Consider the following 15749-nt stretch of genomic DNA (forward strand, 5'->3'; position numbering starts at 1 on the left):
AGGACTAACAGTGGAAAAAACAGAGCACCCAAGAGTGGGAGTCGGAGCATTTATTCTGAATGAGGAACAGGAATTACTATTAGTTTTACGAAAGAAGGACCCTGAAGCTAATCATTGGAGTATACCCGGCGGTAAAGTTGAGTGGATGGAAAAGGCAGAAGATACAGTTATCCGTGAAATTAAAGAGGAAGTAGGGGTCACTATTCAGGTTGATTCTTTACTTTGTGTCACAAACCATATTTTACATGATGAGGAGACTCATTGGGTATGTCCGACGTATCAATGCAGTATTCAAACTGGGACTGTAAGAAACTGCGAGTTAAATGCAATAATTGATGTTGGCTGGTTTTCTCTTCAAAATTTACCTGCTCCCTTAACGTTAACTACTAAAAATGCTTTAGAGAGTTATCTTAATAAATTTGAAAGTCAGAGAAAATAAAAATGCATACAATTTTATTCGATTTAGATGGAACCTTGGTAAATAGTGAATGGTTGGCAAAAGAGGCTTATAATCATGGAATTGAAACAGTATTAAAGAGAAAATTAACGAATGAAGAGAGAGAGTCTCTTGTCGGTAAGCCTATTGCGGTTTTTTTGAGAAGATTTCCAAACGAGGCAGAGCAAATACGTTCCTCGATATTGCAGTATTTCGAAAATAAAATCCATCAAATCAGACCGTATCCGGGTGTTATCTCTTTGCTGGAAAGTTTAAGTGAAAGAGGATATGGTTTGGGGATTGTGACCTCACAATTGAAAAAATTTGCTTATGGCGAGTTAATCAATAATAAATTAGATGGGTTTTTTAAAGTCGTTCTCACGGCTGAAGATTGTGATGAGTACAAACCGAGTCCTAAGCCATTACTAACAGCGATAAATCACTTAAATGCAGATGTAAGCGATTGTTTATATATTGGAGATCAAATGACAGATATTGAGGCAGCTCATGCTGCTGAGATGAAAAGTGCGGGCACATTATGGGGAGAGGGGAATCTTACACACTTATCTGCAGCTTCACCGACATACTTTGTAAAAGAACCCCAACAACTTCTTCGCATTCTGCAAGACAACAACTATTCCGCTGCTTTTTAACATTCTCACATTTTAGGATTCAGGATAAAAAAGCCGCCAACAAAGCGGCTTTTCTTAAGTTAAGATGCAAAATGTTAAAAAAAGGTTAATCTTTGCCCTCCTTGTTTTTATTCAAACTTCAATCTGTATGGCTATGTCTTTCCTAGAAGAACATCGGCTTGGTTTATGAAGAGTAAATCATTCACAGAAATTCTTATATCTACAGATGAAGAATAGCGCTTTTTCAGATTATTGGGCTGTATAACCGCCGTCCATTACGACTGCCTGCCCTGTAACTCCTTTAGCTTTGTCACTGGCGAGGAATACTGCGTAATCAGCGATTTCTTGCACGGTTAACAAACGTTTTTGAGGAACCAAGGGGTAAATGACTTCTTCAAACACCTTTTCTATAGAAATGCCTCTAGTCTCTGCAATATCTTGTAACTGGTTTTGCACCAATGGAGTGTCGATATATCCCGGACACAAGGCGTTGACAGTAATTCCGTATTCCGCTCCTTCTAATGCTGATACTTTAGTTAAACCGATCAAACCGTGTTTAGCGCTGCAATAAGCTGCTTTCCCTGCAAAACCAATTAAACCATTTATGGAAGCCATATTGATGATGCGGCCAAATTTTTGTTTTTTCATCAAAGGGAATACTCTTTTTGTCGCACTAAAAGGAGCAGTAAGCATTAATTTCAGCATAAATTCAAATTTATCAGTCGGGAAGTTTTCTATATCCGACACATGCTGAATCCCCGCATTGTTTACCAGAATATCCAATCGTCCAAAGGTTTCAAGTGTCTTAGAGAAACTTTTTTCAACTTGTTCTTCGTTTGTTACATCACAAACCGCAGAGAGGACTTCATATCCTTGTCCCTTAAGTTCCTCAGCTGCATGATGCACGGCTTTTTCGTTCAAATCGGAAATTACCACTTTTGCGCCTTCTTTAGCGAATTCACGTGCAATTTCTAACCCAATTCCGCTAGCCGCGCCTGTAACAAGAGCAACTTTACTTTCTAATAATTTACTCATAGTAACCCCTCCAGGAAACATTTTGGTCTCCTAAAAGTTTACACCCGGCAATTGTATAAGTAAAATGAATAAAAAGAATATAATGTATTCGTTAAACTTATGGAATGGAGATCATACGATGGATATACGCCAAATCACTTACTTTCTTGAAGTTGCTAAATCCAACAGTTTTACTAAGGCATCAGAAAATCTGCATTTGTCACAGCCTGCCTTAAGTAAGATGGTTAAAAGTTTGGAAGAGGAATTAAAGGTTGAGCTCATTGATCGATCCGCTAGACAGATCGCATTGACAGATGCAGGCGAAATTGTATTTGAACAAGGCCAAATGATTATGAAGTCAATAGATGACTTGTCGACGAACTTATACGATCTTTTACATTTAAAAAAAGGAAAAGTGAAAATTGGAATACCGCCGCTTATCGGTGTCTTGTTTTTTCCTAAAATCATTAAAGGATTTAAACAATTGTATCCTGATGTGAACATCAAGCTGATAGAACATGGGGGAAACAAGGTGAAACAGGAGGTTGAAGATGGAGTACTGGATCTTGGCGTGGTTATTGAACCAGTGGACAAAGAGCAGTTTGATATCATTCCATTGCTTAATGAAGAACTGATGCTCTTCGTTCATTCCGCTCACCCGCTTGTTCATAAAGAGATTGTGGAAATGCAAGACTTGAAAAATGAACCTTTCATCCTGTTTAGTGAAGACTTTTCTCTTCACGATCGGATTATTCAAGAGTGTATTAGAGCCGGTTTTCGTCCAAATATTGTTTATGAAAGTTCTCAATGGGATTTTATCAGCGAAATGATTGGAGAAGAACTAGGTATTTCCATTTTCCCTCAATCTATAGTAAAAAAGACTGATCGAAGTTTAGTTAAGGCAATCTCCATTGTTAATCCATCAATTCCTTGGAAAGTGGCGATTATTTTAAAAAAAGGAAAATACGTTTCACACGCAGTACGCGAATTTATCCGGTATATTTCATCTTTTTGTAAGAGTAATTACGTGAACCAAGATCACTCATGAAAAAAATGAATGGTTTTTATAGTTTTTATGTATTTTACGGTTAGAGAGGGCTGCGATATATTATCTTATGTCAGAAAATAAGTACCTTTCAGGAGGAAATTCAAATGGATCAGAGCCGTTACCAGCAAGGTTTAGACAAATTAATGGAGTACACTTTAACAAGCGATGATAAAATCTCTACGCATTTAAAGATTTCTGAAGACTTGAAAGATATCGCTCCAGATGTAAGTAAGTACATTATAGAATTTGCTTACGGAGATATATATTCACGGCCGGGATTAACCAATCAACAACGTGCGCTTGTTACCATTTCATCCCTTGTAACGCAAGGAACCGAGCCGCAGCTTGAACTTCATATCAATACAGGGCTTACATCCGGATTAACACCGACTGAGATTGTAGAGAGTATCACCCAATTGGTTCCTTATACAGGCTTCCCGCGTGTACTTAATGCTCTTTCAGTGGCTAAGAAGGTGTTTGCACAACGACATGTAGAAAGCCATTGAGAAATAAAGAGCTTGTATGGAATGCGGGGTGAAGTAGTATAAACTCATCAATAGAATATACGCAAAACGACAGCCTATAAGGCTGTTTTTTAACATTAAAATGTCTGACCTCTTTTTTGTTTTTCGGTTGATCATATGTAAAAGCGATTATATTAATCGCTTTTTGATACTTCAAAACATGCTAAGCTTTGACCTCTTTATCAGTAAGCACTTTTAAAGCATCTCTCACTTTTAAGGCGAAGTTGACAGGTTTATCAATCGCTTCGAAATGAATATACATCAGTCTCGGTTTGTCAAACAGCCAGTGATTGTGAAGTGATGTTACAATCAGATCATGTTTCCGAAGGACGCTGATAAATGGATTGATTTCTTTTTGCAGAATTACAGTTTCTCCGCTGCAAAGAGCACGGCCGTCTTTTGTCATTGATTCAAATGAAAACATTTGCGGAATGAGCAAAAATGATCTTCCGGGCCGTCCCAGTACAATCGGTTTTATATTTGTTCGTGATCTCATTACTGTACAAATTCCATTTTCAAACGTATGCATGGTTCCGCCTAGAATATCGTTGAATTCGTCACAAAGACCATGCCGTTCAATCATTTCCCCGTCAGTTTTTGGTACCGCACGCACAGTTTTAGTAGTTAGAACTCTCAGAGCCTCTCTCACTTTTCTTGCAAAATTGAGAGGTTTATCAATTGATTCAAAATGCATAAACATCAGACGCGGTTTATCAAACAGCCAATGGTTATGAACGGCCGTTACGATGATACCGAATTTGCGCAGCTCACTCATTAACGGGTTCACTTCTTCTTGCAGTAAAACAGTCTCACCTAAACATAAAGCTCTGCCTTCCCGATCCATGCTTTCAAATGAAAAGGCCTGAGGAATAAAAGGAAATGCCTCGGCTCTCCTCCCGAGTACCACCGGATGAATGTTGCTTCGAAATCTTGTCGCCGTACATACGCCATTTACGACACTGGGCGTTGAATTGAGAATTCTAGCAAATTCTTTGCAGAGCCGTGATGGCTCCATACTCGTTTCTTCCACTTCATATCTCCTCCTGGAATCTATTTATAACGTACTTAGTATTAAAGATATGTGAAGATAGAAAGAATGTAACGCGTCAGGAGTCCATATCAGAGAGAATCAGCTTTTTCCACAATCTCTTTAACTGTTAATTTTTAATAGATTAAAAGCTTTTGATCGGACTATTTAAGAAATGAAAACATTATAAATTGGTGGTTTTATTCCAGCTTTGATTTTTTTGTGGCGGCCATTTGTGACAAGCACCGGCTGCGCACACATACCTTTTAGTTGTGAGTTTCAGAATATGAAAAAAAGCCTTTATACAAGGCTTTCGGTAAATAATTCATACAGCCGTTTGGCAGCTCATTAGTGACAGCTCACAGCTCTTTTGTCATCAAGACATGCGGGATGCCGTCTTCCATAAATTCCGGTGAATCTGTCTGATAGCCCAGTTTGTGATAAAAGCCTTCCGCATGTGTTTGTCCATGCAGTTTACATTGGGTGATGCCTTTTTCTTTTACCATGTTTTCTAATTCGCTTATGATTACTTTGCCCAACCCGTATTTGCGGTAAGGCTTCAGGATGCAGATTCGTTCGAGCTTGCCTGTATGGTTTACAATGCGGACGCGTCCTGTGCCGGCAGGCTGACTTTCATGATAAACCAAGACATGCCCGCACTGTTCCCCAAGCGTATCGAACTGATCAAATTCATCGGATTCAGGTACTTGCTGTTCCTCAATGAATACTGCTTTTCTAATCTCAAGCGCTGCTTGCAAATCAATTTCCGTTGTTATTCTTTTTATCCTCATGATCAATCAATCCTTTTCACATATTAGTCTGGACTGCACGGCTTGCTTGTGGTCTTATAGAAGTAACGATAAAACAATTATATTGCAAATGCAACAAAAATACGAAGGGTTTGAAAAGATATGACTGATATTTTGCGGGAAATCGGCATGATCGCACGGGCACTGGATTCCATCAGCAATATTGAATTTAAGGAATTAGACTTAACAAAAGGGCAGTATCTCTACCTTGTGCGTATATGTGAAAACCCGGGAGTGATACAGGAAAAAGTGGCGGAAATGATTAAAGTTGACCGAACAACAGCGGCGAGAGCAATCAAAAAACTGGAAATACAGGGGTTTATTGAAAAGCGTCCTGATGATCAAAATAAAAAAATAAAAAAACTGTTTCCGACTGAAAAAGGGAGAAAGGTTTATCCATTATTGCAAAGAGAAGGAGAGCATTCTGCGGAGGTAGCCCTGTCCGGCTTTACATCTGAAGAAAAAGAAACCATTTTCAGCCTTCTTCAGCGGGTGAGAAAAAATATAGAACATGATTGGGAATATGTGAAGAAGGGGAATAAAAGAGATTATTGATGGTTATTAATTCCTTTTGGTGAATGATTAAAGTCATAAATGGATACGTTATCTGTGAAATCTCCGTCCTCGGTTCCTGCTTCAACATAGCCGATAGGCTTATTTTTAACGAAAAGTATCAATTATGGTATATTTAAATAAGGAAAAATAATTGAAGCGGGGAATGATATGAGTACAATCGAAAAACAAAGACGTAAGAAATTCAGAGTGAAATCAATCGTACGGGCCATCATGGTCATCATCGGCGGAATTATTGCCGCGTATGGACTGGAAACCGTATTGATTCCGAATAGTGTATCTGACGGCGGTGTAACCGGACTCAGCATTGTCGGTTCACAGCTGTTTCATTTGCCTCTTGGGATCTTAATTGCGGTGATCAATATACCGTTTGTCTGGTTGGGATATAAGCAAATCGGGAAAGGTTTTGCGTTTCTATCCATTATCGGTATTGTCTCACTTGCCGCGGGCACGAGTTTTTTCCACCACACACCGGCTATCATCGAGGGAGACACCCTGTTAATCACCGTTGTCGGCGGGATTATTCTCGGCTTTGGAATGGGATTGGCATTGCGCAACGGCGGCGCATTAGATGGAATTGATATGCTGGCTGTGCTTCTGTCACGGAAATTGCCGTTTGGCACGAGCGACCTCATTTTATTTTTAAACATGTTTGTGTTTATTTTTGTTTCTTTTGTATTCGGGCTGCAAGGCGGATTGCTTTCCGTCATTGCTTACTACATTGCATCTAAGGTGATTCATGTGGTTGAGGAAGGCTTAAGCGGTTCTAAAACATTTCAGATTATCACCAATGAGCCTGCATTAATGGTAGAGACCATTCGTGAAGAATTGGGCCGGAGCGCTACTTATAAAGAAGCATACGGCGGTTTTTCTCATGAAAAATTCCAAGAAATCACATGTGTCATCAACCGTTTGGAAGAAACCAAACTGAAAGAAATTATTAATGACATTGATAAACAAGCCTTTGTGACGGTATATGATGTCGCAGAAGTAAAAGGCAGTAATTTCAGAAAAGTCCATAATCATTAAGAAGCGAGCTGCCGTTAATCGGCAGCTTTTTTTAAAAAAGGAGAAAAAACTTGCAAAAATAGAATGGCAGCTGTATATTATTGATATGTCAAACGTTGACTAGTCAATTAATTGCGCAAAAGAAAGTGGGGATGGGTTTTGACAGCATGTTGTTCAGAGGAAGGCGAGATTTTATATCAGCTCCAATCACTGCATAAAGTGATCGGCACGAAGTTTGAAGCGTGCACCGGAATCAGCCAATCCCGCCTTGAGCTTCTCGCCGTGCTTTTTTACGTCGATGAGATCAGCCAAAGCGATCTTCAGAAAAAGGTGAATATTGATGGCGCAGCCGTGACAAGACACTTGAAACAGCTTGAAGCCAAAGAAATGGTCACAAGAAGGCGGAAGCCCGAGGACAACCGAATTATACTTGTCCGGCTTACTGAACAGGGGCGGGAGAGAATTGAGGCTTCCAAAAAGGAGAAGGAGCGTTTCATAAAGGAAATGCTTGCCGGTGTCAGCGAAGAAGAACGCAGTATGTTAAAAAACGTATTGTCACAGATGCAGAATAATATAGAAAATATGAAAGCATAGGAGTGTTTTACACATGAAAACAGAACTGAAAACAAACGACTTTATGGACATTATGAAAGGCCGCCGTTCCATTCGGAATTACGATCCGGCTGTTAAAATCAGCAAAGAAGAAATGACTCAAATCCTGGAAGAAGCAACGACAGCGCCGTCTTCAGTCAACGCGCAGCCGTGGCGTTTTCTCGTCATTGACAGCCCTGAAGGAAAAGAAAAACTCGCGCCGCTTGCCAGCTTTAACCAAACACAAGTCAGCACATCATCTGCGGTGATCGCGGTTTTCGCAGATATGAACAGTGATGACTATTTAGAAGAAATTTATTCAAAAGCGGTCGAACTGGGCTACATGCCGCAGGAAGTAAAAGACAGACAAATCGCTGCGTTGACGGCGCATTTTGAAAAACTTCCGGAGCAAGTGAACCGTGAAACGATTCTGATTGACGGAGGACTCGTTTCCATGCAGCTGATGCTTACGGCACGCGCGCACGGCTATGACACAAACCCGATCGGCGGCTACGATAAAGAAAAGATTGCCGAGGTTTTCGGAATGGATAAAGAGCGTTATGTACCGGTCATGCTGTTATCAATCGGAAAAGCGGCAGACGAAGGATATGCGTCCTACCGTCTTCCTATCGAAACAATCGCACAATGGAAATAAATTTGAAGTGAAGCTGAGAGGAGAGGGACAGTGGACATGATAGCAGCTGTTTTCGTCGGAATTGTAGCTTTAGAACATATAGTTATCATGATACTTGAAATGTTTTTTATTAATTCGAAGGCAGCCAAGCGGTCCTTCAAATTGCCGAAGCATTTAGAAGGTGATCGGAATGTAGCGGTCATGTTTGCAAACCAGGGTCTGTATAATGGATTTCTGGCTGCCGGCCTCATTTGGGGGCTGATCCTCGGAGCTGATCCGATTGGCCATATGATTCAAATGTTTTTCGTCATCTGCGTGGTCATCGCGGCCATTTTCGGAGGCTTTACTTCAAACAAATCAATTATCGTAAAACAAGGACTTCCGGCTGTTTTAGCGCTTATTTTTCTTTTATTGGCGTAGGCAGAACGGAGTGAGGGCTTCCGGAATGGGAGCCCTCTTTTTTTATTCTGTTTTGAAAAACAGTTTCGGCCGCCGCGGCTTTTGTATCCCTTGTTCTTAGTCGTTTGATATTTAATGATGTTTAGTTTAGTTTGAAAGCCGATGCTTGCACGCATCGGCTTTTTTTCGTCAAGACGGCATTGTTCAGCCGAAATGTTCAATCACATGCTGTTTGAACGTTTCAGCAGCAGGAGATAAAAATCTGCCCCTTTTATCCAGGCGATGCCCATCACGCGCTGGCATTTTGGCCAGCTGATGCGTATTTTGCTATGACGCTGATTTCTTTATTTCATTGAAGCCCGGAAGCTCTTTAAGCAGCATGAGTATTTGCTGATTTGCCTGAAAACAATAATGCCACTGACTAAATGCTCTTAGGGAATACCTTATACCCAAAAAGGACTTGCACTAATAAAATTCATACCATTCATCGGTTATTATTTTTTCGAATAATTCTATAATTTGTTTTATCAAATACGTAGAGAGGGTGCTTTAACCATGATAGAATTATTTGAACACTCGGAATTTGGTAAATGGGATCAAAGGAGAACATCGAGAAGATTGACTCAAGATTTTGAGGTTGAGGTAAGTGCGGATAAATTATCACAACCGATTGATGTTGATGTTTATTTACAGGGCGACACCACCAGGGAAATGAAAAATATGGATGATTATCCTTATCGTTCTGTTGAAAATTCAATTGAATTTATAAAAGAGGTAAGATCTCATGGGATTTATTCGATAACTCTCCGTCTTGTCGGAAAGCCCTCTGATAACTGCTGGGATATATATGATGTCTTAAAGGACCATGTTGATGCGTTTAAGACAATACGAGCACGTTATCCTAAGGGGACTCTCCATATCACAGTGGATCCATTCAGTATTGGATTAAATGAGGACGGAACATGGGGGATTAAACACAGTTCCGGTCAATTAGATTACCTGCAGACCATTGAATTAATTTCTAATATTACTATGAGTTTCAGTCAAGCAGGAACTGACTCTATTTTAACTTTGGGAAGAATTGAAGGTGAGGTCGAAGTAACAAAAAGAGTATTAGAGAAAGTTGGTGCAGACACCACAATCACCTCGTTTTCACAAAATACAGAAACCAAAAATGCTTATATGTATTTAGAAAATACACCAGCACGCTTGGACACGGGTCAAAAAATTTTAGTCGGAAACATCACAGAGATGAACTTACATACGCTTATTGATATTTACGAAGGGACAAATACAGTTATTATAAAACCTATCGAGAATTTCCATTTAATCACATTTACATCTTTGTTTTTGAAAGATAAATATGAAATCATAGATTTTCTAACCGCTGAAAAAGTAAAAAAAGCACTAAGTAGTCATCCTTCTATGAGAGAGAAAGTTGTAGACATTCTTTTTAATATTGATGATTTTTTTGCAAAGTGCAAGAAAGTCAAAATAGGCGGTTACACTGTTTCAGGAACCTATTATTTACAAAAAAACTTTGAAAATGAGAAAGGAAAGTATTTTTCATTTAGCATTATTGATGAACTATTAAAAAATGCCGTTTCCGCTTCAGACTCCAGTATTTCTAAAATTATTGATAGAAATGCATTATGGTATATAAAACAAAAAGGAAAACTGCTTACAGAATCGAATTAAATAATATATTAAATTAAATGTATGATAAAAAAATAACCATGAGCACCTTGCGCTATGAGCCTGGGTGTTTCATTTCTTTCATACTAAGGAAAGGTGTAAATCTATGAGCAAAATCGAAGTGAATACTCCGCCAAAACTAAACCATCCGTTTCTCGCCGGAATGTTGTTTATGATTGTTGGTACGCTGTGTTTTGCCTCAAAGTCGATCTTTATTAAGTGGGCTTACACATTCGGAGCCACCCCGGAGTCAACGCTATTTTTCAGACAAATGATTGCAACCCCTCTTTTTTGCATCATTTTTCTTATGTATCGTGCAAAATTATCTGAAAAACCGGCAAAGGCTGATATAGTCAGAGCAGGGATCACGGGTCTGCTCGTTTTTTTTCTATCACCGCTGTTGGACTTTATCGGGCTGCATTATGTTTCAGCTATTGTAGAAAGGATGCTCGTTATGAGTTATCCGATTTTTGTCATGATTATCTCTTTTTTTGGAAAAATGGAGAAAATCACCGCTTCAGACATCATTTCAGTCGTTGTGGTCAGCATAGGAATCTTTTTTTCCATTGGCGGCTGGAATCTGCACGAATTGAGTGCTAATATATTTGGCGCTTTTCTCGTTCTTCTGTCGTCCGCGGTTTACGGACTTTATTTGGTCTTATCCGGTCAGCTTGTTCGCAAAGTAGGGAGTATCCGTATGAATGCATATGGGATGTCCTTAGCAAGCATTGCTATGGTGCTTTTTTTAATCGCAAGAAAGGGTTTTGGCTATCAGACAGAGCTATGGTCGTTTCAGCCACCCGTATATTTCCTTTTTTTAATCATTGCTGTATTTACAACAGTCGTTCCTTTTTTATTTATGCTGGAAGGTATCAAACGGATTGGGGCAGTAAGAGGGTCTTTGATTTCAATGATGGGCCCGATCATCACAATCATCTTTGGCGCTTTTTTCTTGGGCGAGCGCTTAACATGGATACAGTGGATAGGCTGTTTCATTGTCCTAAGCATGATTACTTTTTCGGAAGGCAGGAAGATCAAATTAAAGGTGAGAGCCTGACATACGAAAGCCTCCCACTAAGGAGAGAAAGTAAACGAAAAAATAAGCCGATGCCTGCACGCTTCGGCTTTGGGGAGTGAGGTTGCAGAGGATGAATATGAAGAGGGCGTATTATGCTATTTTATACAGCCAGACCGCTATCAACTTGGGGTTCTCACTTTATACGATGGCTGTCATCTTGTTTTTGTTTACAAAAACCGGTTCGACGGCGATGGCCTCTCTTATGACGTTCGTCAGCATTGTATGTCGTGTATTGGGCAGCGCCGTTTTGCCGCTGGTCACCGGCCGGTTCACGCTTCGTTCTTTGTTAATCGGTTCTCAATTGATACAGATCACACTGTTAGTCTGTTTGTTTTTTGTCATCCAAACCGGTTCATCTGCATTCTTTTTTCTGCTGTTTTGTCTGATCGGAGGCATTTCTTTTTGCAACGGATGGTTTGCTCCGATAAAAAGCGCGCTGATTGGGGAAATCATTCCTCCTGATCGAAGGGCGAAAGCGAACGGTTTATTATCTGCGGCGGATCAGACCGTTCAGTTTGCGGGGTGGTCTCTCGGCGGCGTCATCATAGCGTTCTTGGGAGAGAGCGATACAATGATCGTCACTGTCATGTTATTGGTTTCTTCGCTTTTGGGCATCATTCTGTTTCTTCAAGTACGCATGTGTGCGCCGGCAGCAGTCAGGGAACGTTCCCTTTTTGCAGATGCGGCAAGCGGCTGGGTGTATTTATTTCAGCAAAAACAGCTCAGGGTTCTCATTGTGATGGATGTGATCGAATCGTGGGCAGGCATGATATGGATCGGGTCTGTGTCCTTAACTTATGTGCATGACGTCCTTCATAAAGGAGAGGCTTGGTGGGGGTATGTCAACGGAGTCTATTATGCGGGGACGATGATCGGCGGACTGATCATCTATAAGTTATCCGGTAAGTTTCAGCATCATCTCATTCCGCTTATGCTGACGGGAGCTTTGGCATATGGAATGTTCACGTTTATTTATGGGTTGATCACAAGCGCCGTTGCGGCCCTTTTTCTGGTGCTGTGTATGGGGCCGGCTTGTGTATTACGAGATCTCACGCAGGAAACATTACTTCAAAACATCACGACCGAAAAGACACGGGTCAATATATTAGCGGCGAGATCAGCTTTAGTTCAGTTCATTTTTATGTTTTCCATTATCGGAACGGGGGTTATCTCGGATGTATTCGGCGTGCGGTTTATTTATATTGGCGCAGGCCTCCTCTTATTAATTTCGGCTTTTATCGGATTTTCTCAGCTGCGAATGAAGAAGATGGTACAAAGCCGCATGTAGTGTAGTATAATTAGGAACGTACGTTCTATATCGAGAGAGGAGAGGGTAATGTGGGACATCTGGCACTGCAATTGTATGATTATCATCTTTGGGCAAATCAGCAAATATTCACCCGGCTTAAAGAGCTTCCGGAGGATGTGTACCGTAAGGAGATTCAAAGTGTCTTTCCGTCGATAGCCGGTGTATTAACTCATGTGTATCTGTCGGATAAGGGGTGGTTTGATGTGTTCTCCGGAGAGCGTCTGAAGGATACGCTGAAATCAGCTGAACAGCAAAAAGAGGACATCTTGTCTAAAGAGATAGAAGAGCTGGAAGAAATGTTCTCGGAATTATCAGACCGGTATCAATTATTTTTGCAAAAGGAAGAAAATATCAGTCTCCCCCTTGAAATAGAGCATCCGTCAGGTGACATCATGAAAACCGCAGCGGCCGATATGATCCTCCATGTTGTGAACCACGGAACGTATCATCGCGGGAATATAACAGCCATGCTCAGACAGATGGGGTATGCTTCTGTGCCGACGGATTACGGTATTTATTTATATATAAACAAAAAGTAAACAAGACAGCCAACGCGGCTGTCTTGTGATATCAGTAAAAAAGCCAAATCATATGAGTGATTTGGCTTTTTCGTTTGCTATGCCATGTTCTGCAGCCGTTCTAAACTGTTTTTCCAATTCGCTTCAAGCGCTGTAAAAGCAGCGGCGGCATCTTGCTGTTCTAATGCGTGAATGATATCAGAGTGTTCATTATATGATCTGTTTAAAGCGCCGTTTTCACTGAAATAGCGGATTTCCATTCTCTGAATTTTGACTTTCAGGCTTACAAGCAATTTGTGAAGTTCGGCGTTGTCCGCAAGCAGAATGATGCGATGGTGAAATGCATTGTCCGCTTCCAGGATGGCCGGTTTATCGCCGTCTTTCATTGTTTGAAGAAGATTTTCATTCAGTTGTTTCAATTCCTGAATCACGGCATCGTCCACATGCGGGAGAGCTTGCTGCAATGCGAGTTTTTCAAGCGTCCAGACGATGGAATACAAGTTTTCCGCTTCTTTTAACTCAATCGGAGCGACAAGCGTCCATCTGTTCGCTTTTGTTATCACCAAGCCGTCATCTTCCAGCCGCAATAAGGCTTCCCGTATCGGGGTGCGGCTGATTCCCAATGTTTCCGACAAATCCTTGTCCTTTAACTTTGTTTCCGGTTTGAGCTTGCCCGTTATGATCCAATTTCTGAGTGTGCGATACACTTCGTCCCGCATGATGGTTCTTTTCAGCACAGGTTCTTTGTTTTGATTATCCAATGGAACACCTCATGAATCGTAGTATACATATTTGCATTTTACCACAGTCCGGGCGCCGGTTAGAAATGAAGAGGGACGTCTAAGAATGAATCGAACCGAGATGCTTCATCTCAATATGCTGAAAGTCAGCGGAGCCGCCTTCAGAAAAGAGCGTGATTCCCTGATCTTCGTGTTTTGGGAACACTTCATTTGTCAGAACGGTTTTTCCGTCGTCTGCAAATACTTCAATACTTGTTTTGTCCACGAGAATTTTCAGGTGGACGCGCCCTTTGTCTCCGTCAAATGGGGCTTTGCTTTCGGCGTATGCGCCGGTTTTATCAGGCTGGTCTGTAAACGATCTGTTCACATAGGCATAGCCGTCTTCTGCTGAAATACCGACATCAATATGCCGGCTTTGGTCTGCTGATTCTCTGAGTCTGACGCCTGCATTTTTGATATCTGACCAAGCGATGTCCATATCAAGCTGATATATATCACCTTTGATCGGCAGTGTCTCTGAACCGTTCACCTGTTTGTGTTCTATGCTGTCAGTTGAAGATGTTAATTGGTTCAATGCTACAACCGGCTCTGACACAAGGCTGTATGTGCCGCCGTCCTGCTTCTGAAGGCGGATTTCACGGACGATAGAATCCGTACCGTTAAAGCCGTTTTTTAGTGTCGGTGTTTCATTCGGATAATCCCAATTGTTCATCCATGCCAGCGCATAGCGTTTTGTCAGCGGATCTTCGCTATTACCGTCTTCAAATGTGACGCCGCCGTACCAGTCAAAGCCGTAATCGAGCCATTGCGGTTCTTCTTGATCGGCGGTAAATTCCTTCCCGTCAAAGTTTCCGGTCCAATACGCGTACGTATTCGGTTTGCCTGCGGGTTTGCCGTTTGCGCTTGCGCCTAGAACCCACTTGGCTGTTCCGTCATCTGCACGCATCATATAAAGGTCGGGGCATTCGACGAGGCCGATCTGCTGAGTGATAAAACCGCCCGTGTATGTCCAATTTTTTAAATCGGGTGATTCATAAAAACCGATTTTTTCGCCTTCGGCCATGGCCATCACCCATTTGTCATCCTGTTCATCCCAGATCACTTTCGGGTCCCGGAAATCCTTAGTTCCCGGGTTTTTCATCACGGGCTGATCACTATAGGAAGTAAACGTTTTTCCTTTATCCGTGCTGTACCATAAATATTGTTCCTGGGCTTTTGTTTTGGCTGTCGGCTGCGTTGTGACGGCGACCAGCGCGTTTTTGCCGAAGCCCGCGGTGTTGTGTTTATCAATGACGACAGAACCGGACCATATATCGCCGTTTTCGTTGGTGTATTTCGGAATAGCCGTGCTTTCGTCCGTCCAGTGCACCAAGTCCTCTGATACGGCGTGCCGCCATTCTGTGCCGTTGCCGTTTGGGTAATCCCGATTATAAAGATAGTAGTAATGATATTTCCCCTCGAAAAAAATGGGCTTTTGAGGGTCGTTTTTCCATTTGTCCGGGGTCGTAAAATGATACGCCGCCCGGTAATCTTTCTTATGCTCCGTGTATGTGTCAGAGGAATTGTGGCTTTTGTGCGGCAGTAAGCCGACAAACAGGAACGCACCCAAAAAGATCAATATTACAATGGGCCATTTTCGTGCCATGATTGAATTCACCATCTTGTTTAGAAATAAAAGAAAATGCCAATGAAGTATCGGCATTTTCTTTTTGTT

General features: G+C 41.3%; 18 protein-coding genes and 1 pseudogene. 13 read left to right on the top strand and 6 right to left on the bottom strand.

Annotated features, from left to right (window positions below; genetic code table 11):
• Positions 1 to 10 precede the first annotated feature (10 nt).
• Together OQ477_RS11290 and OQ477_RS11295 are read left to right on the top strand one after the other, a co-directional pair.
• Positions 11 to 439, top strand: a complete 429-nt coding sequence (locus tag OQ477_RS11290; protein WP_265972512.1) for an NUDIX domain-containing protein — start codon at positions 11 to 13, stop codon at positions 437 to 439.
• Between the two features lie 2 nt (positions 440 to 441).
• Positions 442 to 1089, top strand: a complete 648-nt coding sequence (locus tag OQ477_RS11295; RefSeq protein ID WP_265972513.1) for an HAD family hydrolase — start codon at positions 442 to 444, stop codon at positions 1087 to 1089.
• Between the two features lie 228 nt (positions 1090 to 1317).
• Here OQ477_RS11295 and OQ477_RS11300 read toward each other — a convergent pair whose 3' ends face one another.
• Complete coding sequence (locus OQ477_RS11300; protein WP_101670647.1) at positions 1318 to 2103, bottom strand: 3-hydroxybutyrate dehydrogenase; 786 nt, start codon at positions 2101 to 2103, stop codon at positions 1318 to 1320.
• Positions 2104 to 2221: 118 nt separating this feature from the next.
• Here OQ477_RS11300 and OQ477_RS11305 point away from each other — a divergent pair, with 118 nt between their 5' ends.
• Positions 2222 to 3130, top strand: coding sequence for a LysR family transcriptional regulator (locus OQ477_RS11305; RefSeq protein ID WP_265972514.1), 909 nt, complete (start codon positions 2222 to 2224; stop codon positions 3128 to 3130).
• Between the two features lie 104 nt (positions 3131 to 3234).
• Entirely contained in the window at positions 3235 to 3636 is a 402-nt protein-coding gene (locus tag OQ477_RS11310) for a carboxymuconolactone decarboxylase family protein (RefSeq protein ID WP_007615035.1), read from the top strand.
• A 181-nt stretch (positions 3637 to 3817) separates the two neighbouring features.
• On the opposite strand, the gene OQ477_RS11315 is transcribed toward OQ477_RS11310, so the two are convergent.
• Together OQ477_RS11315 and OQ477_RS11320 are read right to left on the bottom strand one after the other, a co-directional pair.
• Positions 3818 to 4684 carry a DUF1259 domain-containing protein gene (locus OQ477_RS11315; protein ID WP_265972515.1) on the bottom strand — a complete coding sequence of 289 codons (867 nt, stop codon included), beginning with the start codon at positions 4682 to 4684 and terminating at the stop codon, positions 3818 to 3820.
• Positions 4685 to 5040: 356 nt separating this feature from the next.
• Positions 5041 to 5472, bottom strand: coding sequence for a GNAT family N-acetyltransferase (locus OQ477_RS11320; RefSeq protein WP_032875371.1), 432 nt, complete (start codon positions 5470 to 5472; stop codon positions 5041 to 5043).
• Between the two features lie 120 nt (positions 5473 to 5592).
• Here OQ477_RS11320 and OQ477_RS11325 point away from each other — a divergent pair, with 120 nt between their 5' ends.
• The 5 genes from OQ477_RS11325 to OQ477_RS11345 all read left to right on the top strand — a co-directional run bounded on the left by OQ477_RS11325 (position 5593) and on the right by OQ477_RS11345 (position 8716).
• On the top strand, positions 5593 to 6045 hold the full coding sequence (locus tag OQ477_RS11325) for a MarR family winged helix-turn-helix transcriptional regulator (RefSeq protein WP_007615031.1): 453 nt from the start codon (positions 5593 to 5595) through the stop codon (positions 6043 to 6045).
• Between the two features lie 168 nt (positions 6046 to 6213).
• On the top strand, positions 6214 to 7092 hold the full coding sequence (locus OQ477_RS11330) for a YitT family protein (protein ID WP_265972516.1): 879 nt from the start codon (positions 6214 to 6216) through the stop codon (positions 7090 to 7092).
• Between the two features lie 138 nt (positions 7093 to 7230).
• Entirely contained in the window at positions 7231 to 7665 is a 435-nt protein-coding gene (locus OQ477_RS11335) for a MarR family winged helix-turn-helix transcriptional regulator (protein WP_007409877.1), read from the top strand.
• 13 nt (positions 7666 to 7678) lie between these two features.
• Positions 7679 to 8317: a nitroreductase family protein gene (locus OQ477_RS11340; protein WP_004393039.1), complete on the top strand. Its 639-nt coding sequence runs from the start codon at positions 7679 to 7681 to the stop codon at positions 8315 to 8317.
• Between the two features lie 30 nt (positions 8318 to 8347).
• Complete coding sequence (locus OQ477_RS11345) at positions 8348 to 8716, top strand: DUF1304 domain-containing protein (protein WP_265972517.1); 369 nt, start codon at positions 8348 to 8350, stop codon at positions 8714 to 8716.
• 183 nt (positions 8717 to 8899) lie between these two features.
• Here the strand turns inward: OQ477_RS11345 and OQ477_RS21065 are convergent.
• Positions 8900 to 9024: pseudogene (locus tag OQ477_RS21065) on the bottom strand (LysR family transcriptional regulator); the annotation flags it as partial.
• A gap of 226 nt (positions 9025 to 9250) precedes the next feature.
• On the opposite strand from OQ477_RS21065, the gene OQ477_RS11350 reads away from it, so the two are divergent.
• The 4 genes from OQ477_RS11350 (at position 9251) to OQ477_RS11365 (ending at position 13316) form a co-directional block, all read left to right on the top strand.
• Entirely contained in the window at positions 9251 to 10393 is a 1143-nt protein-coding gene (locus OQ477_RS11350) for a delta-aminolevulinic acid dehydratase (protein WP_265972518.1), read from the top strand.
• A 103-nt stretch (positions 10394 to 10496) separates the two neighbouring features.
• Positions 10497 to 11447: a DMT family transporter gene (locus OQ477_RS11355; RefSeq protein ID WP_095271394.1), complete on the top strand. Its 951-nt coding sequence runs from the start codon at positions 10497 to 10499 to the stop codon at positions 11445 to 11447.
• A 91-nt stretch (positions 11448 to 11538) separates the two neighbouring features.
• Entirely contained in the window at positions 11539 to 12756 is a 1218-nt protein-coding gene (locus OQ477_RS11360; protein WP_265972519.1) for an MFS transporter, read from the top strand.
• A gap of 50 nt (positions 12757 to 12806) precedes the next feature.
• Complete coding sequence (locus OQ477_RS11365) at positions 12807 to 13316, top strand: DinB family protein (protein ID WP_265972520.1); 510 nt, start codon at positions 12807 to 12809, stop codon at positions 13314 to 13316.
• A 77-nt stretch (positions 13317 to 13393) separates the two neighbouring features.
• Here OQ477_RS11365 and OQ477_RS11370 read toward each other — a convergent pair whose 3' ends face one another.
• Both OQ477_RS11370 and OQ477_RS11375 read right to left on the bottom strand, forming a co-directional pair.
• On the bottom strand, positions 13394 to 14056 hold the full coding sequence (locus OQ477_RS11370) for a GntR family transcriptional regulator (RefSeq protein ID WP_265972521.1): 663 nt from the start codon (positions 14054 to 14056) through the stop codon (positions 13394 to 13396).
• Between the two features lie 79 nt (positions 14057 to 14135).
• The gene (locus OQ477_RS11375; protein WP_323054508.1) at positions 14136 to 15680 is read right to left on the bottom strand and encodes a glycoside hydrolase family 32 protein; all 1545 of its coding nucleotides are present in this window, start codon (positions 15678 to 15680) and stop codon (positions 14136 to 14138) included.
• Between the last annotated feature and the right edge of the window lie 69 nt (positions 15681 to 15749).

Source organism: Bacillus sp. ChL18, assembly GCF_026241425.1.
Taxonomy (GTDB): domain Bacteria; phylum Bacillota; class Bacilli; order Bacillales; family Bacillaceae; genus Bacillus; species Bacillus velezensis.

Bases quoted from the DNA above. Each gene is read 5' to 3' on its own strand.
- OQ477_RS11360 (WP_265972519.1), top strand. From the start codon at position 11,539: ATGAATATGAAGAGGGCGTATTATGCTATTTTATACAGCCAGACCGCT.
- OQ477_RS11355 (WP_095271394.1), top strand. From the start codon at position 10,497: ATGAGCAAAATCGAAGTGAATACTCCGCCAAAACTAAACCATCCGTTT.
- OQ477_RS11300 (WP_101670647.1), bottom strand. From the start codon at position 2,103: ATGAGTAAATTATTAGAAAGTAAAGTTGCTCTTGTTACAGGCGCGGCT.
- OQ477_RS11310 (WP_007615035.1), top strand. From the start codon at position 3,235: ATGGATCAGAGCCGTTACCAGCAAGGTTTAGACAAATTAATGGAGTAC.
- OQ477_RS11295 (WP_265972513.1), top strand. From the start codon at position 442: ATGCATACAATTTTATTCGATTTAGATGGAACCTTGGTAAATAGTGAA.
- OQ477_RS11330 (WP_265972516.1), top strand. From the start codon at position 6,214: ATGAGTACAATCGAAAAACAAAGACGTAAGAAATTCAGAGTGAAATCA.
- OQ477_RS11375 (WP_323054508.1), bottom strand. From the start codon at position 15,680: ATGGCACGAAAATGGCCCATTGTAATATTGATCTTTTTGGGTGCGTTC.
- OQ477_RS11340 (WP_004393039.1), top strand. From the start codon at position 7,679: ATGAAAACAGAACTGAAAACAAACGACTTTATGGACATTATGAAAGGC.
- OQ477_RS11350 (WP_265972518.1), top strand. From the start codon at position 9,251: ATGATAGAATTATTTGAACACTCGGAATTTGGTAAATGGGATCAAAGG.
- OQ477_RS11305 (WP_265972514.1), top strand. From the start codon at position 2,222: ATGGATATACGCCAAATCACTTACTTTCTTGAAGTTGCTAAATCCAAC.
- OQ477_RS11320 (WP_032875371.1), bottom strand. From the start codon at position 5,472: ATGAGGATAAAAAGAATAACAACGGAAATTGATTTGCAAGCAGCGCTT.
- OQ477_RS11325 (WP_007615031.1), top strand. From the start codon at position 5,593: ATGACTGATATTTTGCGGGAAATCGGCATGATCGCACGGGCACTGGAT.